Here is a 7,132-nt window from a genome sequence, read left to right as displayed (position 1 = left end):
CAACGCGCTCTCGCAACGCAAGTGGATGTGGTTTGCCCATCTGTTATCTCCATATCTGCTCAAAGACATGGAATCATGGATCATGAAGTAAGGGAATCCTGAATCTGGTCAAACCGGACGCGCTCTAAGGAATGCCTGTTAGAGAAACTCTGGAGCCCCTACCGCCCAAGCGAGCGAGAGGCGCATACCACATGGAAGTCCGCAATCGAGCATTTCTCCGAGGTCTTCGAGCATTCCGAATTGCTGAGCAAATGCGCGGAAGTCATAGAACCAGAGGTGCTCTTGAGAAAACGATTGTACGATCATCGCAGCACGCCCGGCGTTGAATCGTCTTGCCTCATAGACTGCTGCCGCGGTCCGATGAAATAGCTGGTAGCGCAAATGGTCTGGGGGACGTTCAGAAAGGCCGAGCACATGGCAGATTGCCGATATGCGCTCAAGTTTTCCCGGGCTTGCGTCTCTCATCCATTCTCCAATTGTGGGACCGAAAGGCTCTTTAACTTTTGCTTCGACCGCAACAGCGATGAGATCGCCTCCGGATTTGACGAGCGCGAAAACATCACATTGGCTCGCTCTGCCCCCGCCGGGCAACCAAACCTTGTGCTCTGGTATAGCAAGCAACAGCTCCGGATCCTCACCAATAACCGCAGCAAGTTCGGCCGGAAGACCGTCCGCTGACTCCCACGAGAGCGCAGCAGCCATCGCGGAATATCCGCGCCGCCATTGCTTTTCTGGGTCAGCGAGAAATCTTTGCCAGTCATCTGCGCCGGTCGTCGGGATCAGGATCATATTGAAGTCTCACTAGCCGGGGAAATCGCGGACAGGACTGTAGAAGGATAAGGGTTTGCCGAAAACACTGCATTAACGGTACTATTACAGTGCTGCCGCCAGACGTGCCCCTTGGTCAATGGCGCGTTTCGCGTCGAGTTCGGCTGCGACATCGGCCCCGCCAATGACATGGGCATGTGGCAGGGCATTGGCGAGATCGCGCAGCGGGTCTTGGCCGGTGCACAAAACGATCGTATCTGCGGGTAAAAGCTGTTCCGCGCCGTCGCGTTCGACCACAAGCCCTTCCGCGGTGATTCGCTTGTAAGCCATGCCCCCCAGCATGGTCACACCCTTGGCGGCAAGGCTGGCGCGGTGAATCCAGCCGGTTGTTTTCCCCAACCCTTTGCCCGGTTTGCCGGGCTTGCGCTGCACAAGCGTGATCTGGCGTGCGGGCGGCGTGGGGTCGGGGCCATCCGGGGCCAGACCGCCGGGGGCAGTTGCGGGATCGGTCACGCCCCATTCACGTTGCCAGAGGGGCAGATCCAGCGTGGCGCTGGGGCCTTGATGGGCAAGGTATTCGGCCACGTCGAACCCGATACCACCCGCGCCGACCACGACGACCCGCGCACCAACCGGCGCTTTGTCGCGCAGGACTTGGGTATAGCGCAGGACATGGGGGGCGGTCTGCCCGTCAATGGCCGGATCGCGGGGGGTGACGCCGGTGGCGATGATGACCTCGTCAAATGCAGCAAGGGCTTCCGGCGCGGCGCGCGTGCTCAGATGCAACGCGATACCAGAGCTTGCGATCATGGTGGCAAACCAGTCGACCAGCCCGTGGAATTCTTCCTTGCCCGGGATGACGCGGGCCATGTTCAATTGACCACCTATGCGGGCGTCGGCCTCGTACAAGGTCACATCATGCCCGCGCTGATCGGCCACCAGTGCCGCCATCAGCCCGGCCGGCCCAGCGCCGACCACCGCGATGCGTTTGGGGGTGTTTGTGGGCGTATAGTTCAGGTCGGTTTCATGCCCTGCGCGGGGGTTGACCAGACAGCTGGAGATCTTGCCCTGAAACGTGTGATCCAGACAGGCCTGATTGCAGGCGATGCAGGGCGCGATTTCCTTGGTCCGACCGGCGGCAGCCTTGGCCACGAATTCGGGATCGGCCAGAAAGGGGCGCGCTAAGGACACCATGTCGGCGGCCCCTTCGGCCAGCAATTCCTCTGCCAGATCCGGCGTGTTGATGCGGTTCGAGGTGATCACTGGGATGCCCACCTGCCCCATCAGCTTGCGCGTGACCCACGCCCAGCCGCCGCGTGGCACCGATGTCGCAATGGTGGGCACCCGCGCCTCGTGCCAGCCAATACCAGTGTTGAGGATGCTGGCGCCCGCCGCCTCTATCGCGTGGGCAAGGCGCAAGACCTCGTCAAAGCTTTGCCCGCCCGGAACAAGGTCGATCAGCGAGATGCGGTAGATCAAGATGAAATCGGGGCCTACGGTTTCGCGCACGCGGCGCACCACCTCGACCGGAAGGCGCATCCGGTTCGCATAATCCCCGCCCCAGCGGTCGGTGCGGTGGTTAGTGGCGGCACACAGGAACTGGTTGAGGAAATACCCCTCGGACCCCATCACCTCTACCCCGTCATAGCCCGCCTCTTGGGCGCGGGCGGCTGCGGTGGCACTGTCTGCGATCTGTTTTTCGATCCCGTCTTCGTCCAATGCGCGGGGTTTGAACGGGCTGATAGGGGATTTGAGCGCAGACGGGGCAACACAATCAGGGCCATAGGCATAGCGGCCCGCATGCAGGATCTGCATGGCGATCTTGCCGCCCTCTGCATGGACACGGTCGGTCACGACCCGGTGGTTGGCGATGTCCTGCGGCGTATACAGCCCCGCCGCCCCCGGAAAAACGCCGCCTTCGGCATTGGGCGCCATGCCTCCGGTCACGATCAGCCCGACGCCGCCGCGCGCGCGTTCGCCGTAATATTCGGCAACACGGGTCCAATCGCCCCGCTCCTCAAGGCCCGTGTGCATGGACCCCATAAGCACGCGGTTTTTCAGCGTGGTATGACCAAGGTCCAAGGGCGCAAGCATATTGGGGTAGGGTGACATGGGCGGTTCCTATGGCTGTCGCGCGATCCTAGCCGTGCAGTGGCCGCCCGGTCCAGCGCAACGCGGCGTCAAGGTGTAGGCGCGCGGCGCTTCTGGCCGCTGCTGGGTCATGAGTATTTTTGGCAAGATGAAATACAGGCGATCTCAATAGCCGGTCATCTCCAGATAGCCGCGCCCGTCATGGCTGCCGGTGACACGAATCGGACCTTCCCAGTAGCTGACGGTCAGGTCCATCCAGGATTGCGGGTTCACCGGCGCTGTTTGCAGCGACAGCCCCTGTTCCGGCCAGTCGATCTGCCAGCGCACGGGAATGTCACGCCCTGCCACTTGCGCGGTGCCTTGCGGGGTGAAGGACAGCGCGCCATCGGGCAAGGCGGTGGCCTGCCCCTGGGGCGTGATCCATGTGCCTGCGGTGAAGGTCTGGCGGCCGCGCAACTGAAAACCCATCAGGCGGTGGCCGTCTTCCAGCACGATCGAGAACCAGTCCCACCCCGTCTGGTCGCTAGCAAGGGGTTGGCTGGACCATTCGCGATCCAGCCAGCCTTGGCCTGTCACCGCGACCGGGCCACCCGGCAGATCGAGCGTGCCGGTCACGCTGTAGAAGGGCTGCGAGTAGTAATAGCTGGCCTGCCCGGCAGCGGATTTCACCGAGTAGCCGTCCTGTCCATGCAGCACCAAGGGGCCATTGGCCTCTAGCCGCAGGTCATAGCCGAAATCCGCGTCGCGCGCAGCGATCTGAAGCGCGGAATAGGCATCGGCCCCGTCGGGGGCGGTGCTGGTCATGTGCCAGTCGTCGATCCGGGCGGCAAAGGGCGCGGCGGCGACATCCGCCTGCCCAATGCCCCCGCGCGCGAACCGTTCGGCGCTGAAATGGGTATCGGGCGTGGTCAGCCCCGCATGGCCCATCCAGACCTGCGGGCTGTCCCAGCCTTCGCTCTCTCCGGGGGCAAGGGCTGAGCGGAACAAGGTCCATTGCGCGCCATAGTCGCGGCCATCCGCGTCCTGCAAGGTGGCGGTCAGATACCACCATTCAATACGGTAGTCGGGATGCGCGCCGTGGTCGCGCGGGAATTGTAGCGCGCGGCCACGTTCGGGGACGGCGAAACCCTCGGCGTCTGTGCCAAGGCCCGCGAACCCCTGCGCCAGCACGGGCGCGGCTGGAAGCAGGCAGAAAAGCAGGACTTTAACGTTCATAGGCAAACACCCTCAGCAATGGTTCCCCGCCGCCGCGCCACAGCCGCCACGCGGGCCATGCGCTGGCCGCCAGCATCGCAAGCCCGGCCCAAAACGCCAAGCGTGCCCAGTCGGCAGGGAATATCTGCAAGGGCAGGCGCCAGCCAAACGCCTGCACGTTGATCACGGCCAGCAACACCTGCGCCAGCATCAGGCCCACGGGCAGGGCAAGCACCATGGTCAGCCCGGCCAAAACCAGCGCGCGGGCCAGTTCCAGCCCGGCAAGCTGTCGCACGGTCAGGCCCATGGCCCAAAGGGGCGCAAGCTGCACCAAGCGCAGGCCCGACAGCGTGACCAAAGTGGCGAACAGGGCCAAGGCCGCGACCGACAGCGTCAGCACATTCAGCGCGCCGGTGATCAGGAAAGTCCGCTCGAATATCGCCAGCGACAGCGCTTTAGCCTGCGCCTGGTCGGTGATCGCCTGCGCGGTCAGGCCGAATTCGTCCAGCAGGGCGGCGCGGGTTGCATCGGGGTCATCGGTGCGGATGGCCAGTTGCCGCGTGGGCGTGTCGGGATACAGACGGTCGAACCAGTCCTCTGTCACAATGGCCTGCGCCAGCGGGTTCCCGTAGTCGGGGTAGACTCCAAGGATCGCGACATCGCCCGCACCGGGCAGCGCCACGCGATCACCCGGCCATAGCCCCGCGCGACGGGCGAGTTGCTCGTTGATCAGCGCGCCCTGTTCGCCTGCCAGCCGGTCCCACGAGTCCGCCGCCGCCTGTATCAGCGGCCAGTTGTCGCGGAACGTGGCGTGGTCGCGCATGGCGTAAACCGCACCCGGCTGGCCCGCGAGTGTGGCATCCACGCGGCGCAGGGGCAGGACAGCATCGACGCGCGAGGTTAAGAACGCTTCCAGCTCGCGCGCCTGCGCGGCATCGCGAGGGGTGACGGTCATTTCCGCGACCAGCCGCTGGTCCAGCCAGCCGATGAACGTGGCGCGGAAACTGGCGACCATGGTGCCCACGCCGATATTGGCCGCCAGCGCCAGCATCAGCGCCATCAGCGCGAGCGACAGGCGCGGCAGGTTCTGGCGGCTATCAGCCCAGAACCATTGCACCACCGGCGCGCGGGCCAAGCGCGCGGCCATGCGCAGGCACAGCGCCAAGGCCGCAGGCGTTAGTAAGGCCGCCGCCAATAGTGCCGCCGCCAATAGCGCGAAACCGGCAAACAGGCCAGAGCCGAACACGCCCAGCACAAAGGCCAGCGCGCCCAGTGCCAAGGCCCCAACCACCTGCCAGCGCATCGCGCGGCCCGACGCGATTGCCCATGCGCGCGGTTGGGCTGGCGCCAGAACCGGCATGTGCCACAAGCGCCAAAGCGCCTGCCCGCCCGCCAAGCCTGCCCCGGCAAAGGCCATCGCCAGACCCGCCAGCGCCCAGACCGGGCTGAATTGCAAACTGCCCGGCACCGGCGCGCCGTATAGCCCGCGCAGGGTGGCCGCGACATCGGGCAACAAGGCCGCAGCCATCACATAGCCCAAGCCAAGCCCCGCCAGCCCCGCAATCAGCGCCATCAGCGCCAGTTCCAGTGCCAACGCAAGCGTCAGTGACCGCAGCGGCACGCCAAGGCTGCGCAGGGTGCGGAACAACCCGCGCCGTTGCTCGAACGCCAGCCCCACCGCAGAATGCACGATGAATAGGCCCACAGCAAAGGCCAGCGCGCCGAACGCGGTCAGGTTCAGGTGGAAACTGTCGGTCAGCCCGTCCAGTTCCGCGCCCGCATCGGCTTGGGCCATGCGCAGCCCCTCGGGCATAGCGTCTGGCGCGGGGCCGGTCAGCATCAGGTGGCTGATTTGGTCCGCCATTCCCAAGGCGGTTTGCGCGGTGCCGATATCGACCAGAACAGTGCCCACGGGCACGGCTTGCGACGGGGTCAGCGCCATGTCGGATGCGCCGATCTGCGCCACCGTTTCGGGGTGGGCGTATCCACCGCCCGACAGGAACCCTTGCAGATCACCATCCGCCAGGGCTGCGGCGGTTCCGGGAGGGGCGGTCAGGGGTTCGATCCCCAGCAAGGTCACGCGGGTATCACCCATGATGAACCTTCCCTCGGCCACCGGCGATACCAGCACACCGGCGCGCCGCAGTTCGACAAAGAGCGCTTGCGGTAACTGGCCCGAGGGGGACTCCAGCCGCGCAGCGCCATCGGTGGAAACCAGCGCAGCGGCCGTCGCATACGCCCCGCGCGCCTGCGCGTTCAGCGCCTGCACGCCCGACCACAAAGCGGTTGCCAGCGTCAGCCCTGCCAAAAGCATCGCCAGTTGCATCTTGTTGCGCGCCCAATGCGACAAAAGCGCTTGCAGCGTCATGCCAGCCGCCCGTTGCGCAGGTGGATCGCATGGTCGCATTGCCCCGCCAAGCGCGCCGAATGCGTGACCAGCAGCAGCCCGGTGCCTTGCGCACGGGCCAGTTCCAGCATCAGCGCGAAGACGGCATCACCCGTCGCCTCATCCAGGTTGCCGGTGGGTTCATCGGCCAGCAGCACTTCGGGACGTGCGGCGAGCGCGCGACCGATGGCAACGCGCTGTTGCTGCCCGCCCGAGAGTTGTTCGGGATAGCGCGACAGCAAGTCCGCTAGGCCCAGCCGCGCCGCCAGGTCGGTGCAAAAAGCCGCGTCATGCTTACCCGCCAGCCGTGCCTGAAACGCCAGATTGGCCCCGACGCTCAAAGACGGCACAAGATTGAACTGCTGGAACACCAACCCCACCGTGCCACGCCGAAGCTGAGCGCGGCCTGCATCGGGCAAAGCGGCCATGTCCTGCGTGCCGAACAGCACCTGTCCGGCATCCACAGGTTCCAACCCCGCAGCGATGTGCAGGAGCGTCGATTTGCCGCTGCCGCTTTCGCCGGTCAGGGCCACGACTTCGCCCGCCTGCACCGCAAGCGAGACACCTTGCAGCACGGCGACAGGCCCCTCGGCGCTGGCGAAACTCTTGTGAATATCCTTTAGCGCCAGAAGCGACATGTCATACCCTGCAACCATCTTGGTGCACAGCATAGCCCGCGCCCGCGCGCCAGCA

Annotated in this window: 5 protein-coding genes; all 5 read right to left on the bottom strand. The window is 65.1% G+C overall.

All coding sequences use genetic code 11. From position 1 onward, the window contains the following. Nucleotides 1–138: 138 nt before the first annotated feature. Nucleotides 139–789 (bottom strand): DUF6946 family protein, encoded by a 651-nt coding sequence (locus tag ROE7235_RS05465; RefSeq protein ID WP_121093657.1) that lies wholly within the window; start codon nucleotides 787–789, stop codon nucleotides 139–141. Nucleotides 790–873: 84 nt separating this feature from the next. Then, nucleotides 874–2,880, bottom strand: a complete 2,007-nt coding sequence (locus ROE7235_RS05460; protein WP_121093656.1) for an NADPH-dependent 2,4-dienoyl-CoA reductase — start codon at nucleotides 2,878–2,880, stop codon at nucleotides 874–876. A 144-nt stretch (nucleotides 2,881–3,024) separates the two neighbouring features. Continuing rightward, entirely contained in the window at nucleotides 3,025–4,074 is a 1,050-nt protein-coding gene (locus ROE7235_RS05455; protein WP_121093655.1) for a lipocalin-like domain-containing protein, read from the bottom strand. Continuing rightward, on the bottom strand, nucleotides 4,064–6,421 hold the full coding sequence (locus ROE7235_RS05450) for an ABC transporter permease (RefSeq protein WP_245963882.1): 2,358 nt from the start codon (nucleotides 6,419–6,421) through the stop codon (nucleotides 4,064–4,066). The genes ROE7235_RS05455 and ROE7235_RS05450 overlap by 11 nt, the downstream gene beginning before the upstream one ends. Beyond that, nucleotides 6,418–7,110, bottom strand: a complete 693-nt coding sequence (locus ROE7235_RS05445) for an ABC transporter ATP-binding protein (protein ID WP_245963881.1) — start codon at nucleotides 7,108–7,110, stop codon at nucleotides 6,418–6,420. Before ROE7235_RS05445 ends, ROE7235_RS05450 begins: the two co-directional genes overlap by 4 nt. Nucleotides 7,111–7,132: the final 22 nt, after the last annotated feature.

This window comes from Roseinatronobacter ekhonensis, assembly GCF_900499075.1.
In the GTDB taxonomy this organism is placed as follows: domain Bacteria; phylum Pseudomonadota; class Alphaproteobacteria; order Rhodobacterales; family Rhodobacteraceae; genus Roseinatronobacter; species Roseinatronobacter ekhonensis.
The sequence above is the reverse complement of the archived record's forward strand: the minus strand, read 5'-3'. Positions and strand labels throughout refer to the sequence as shown.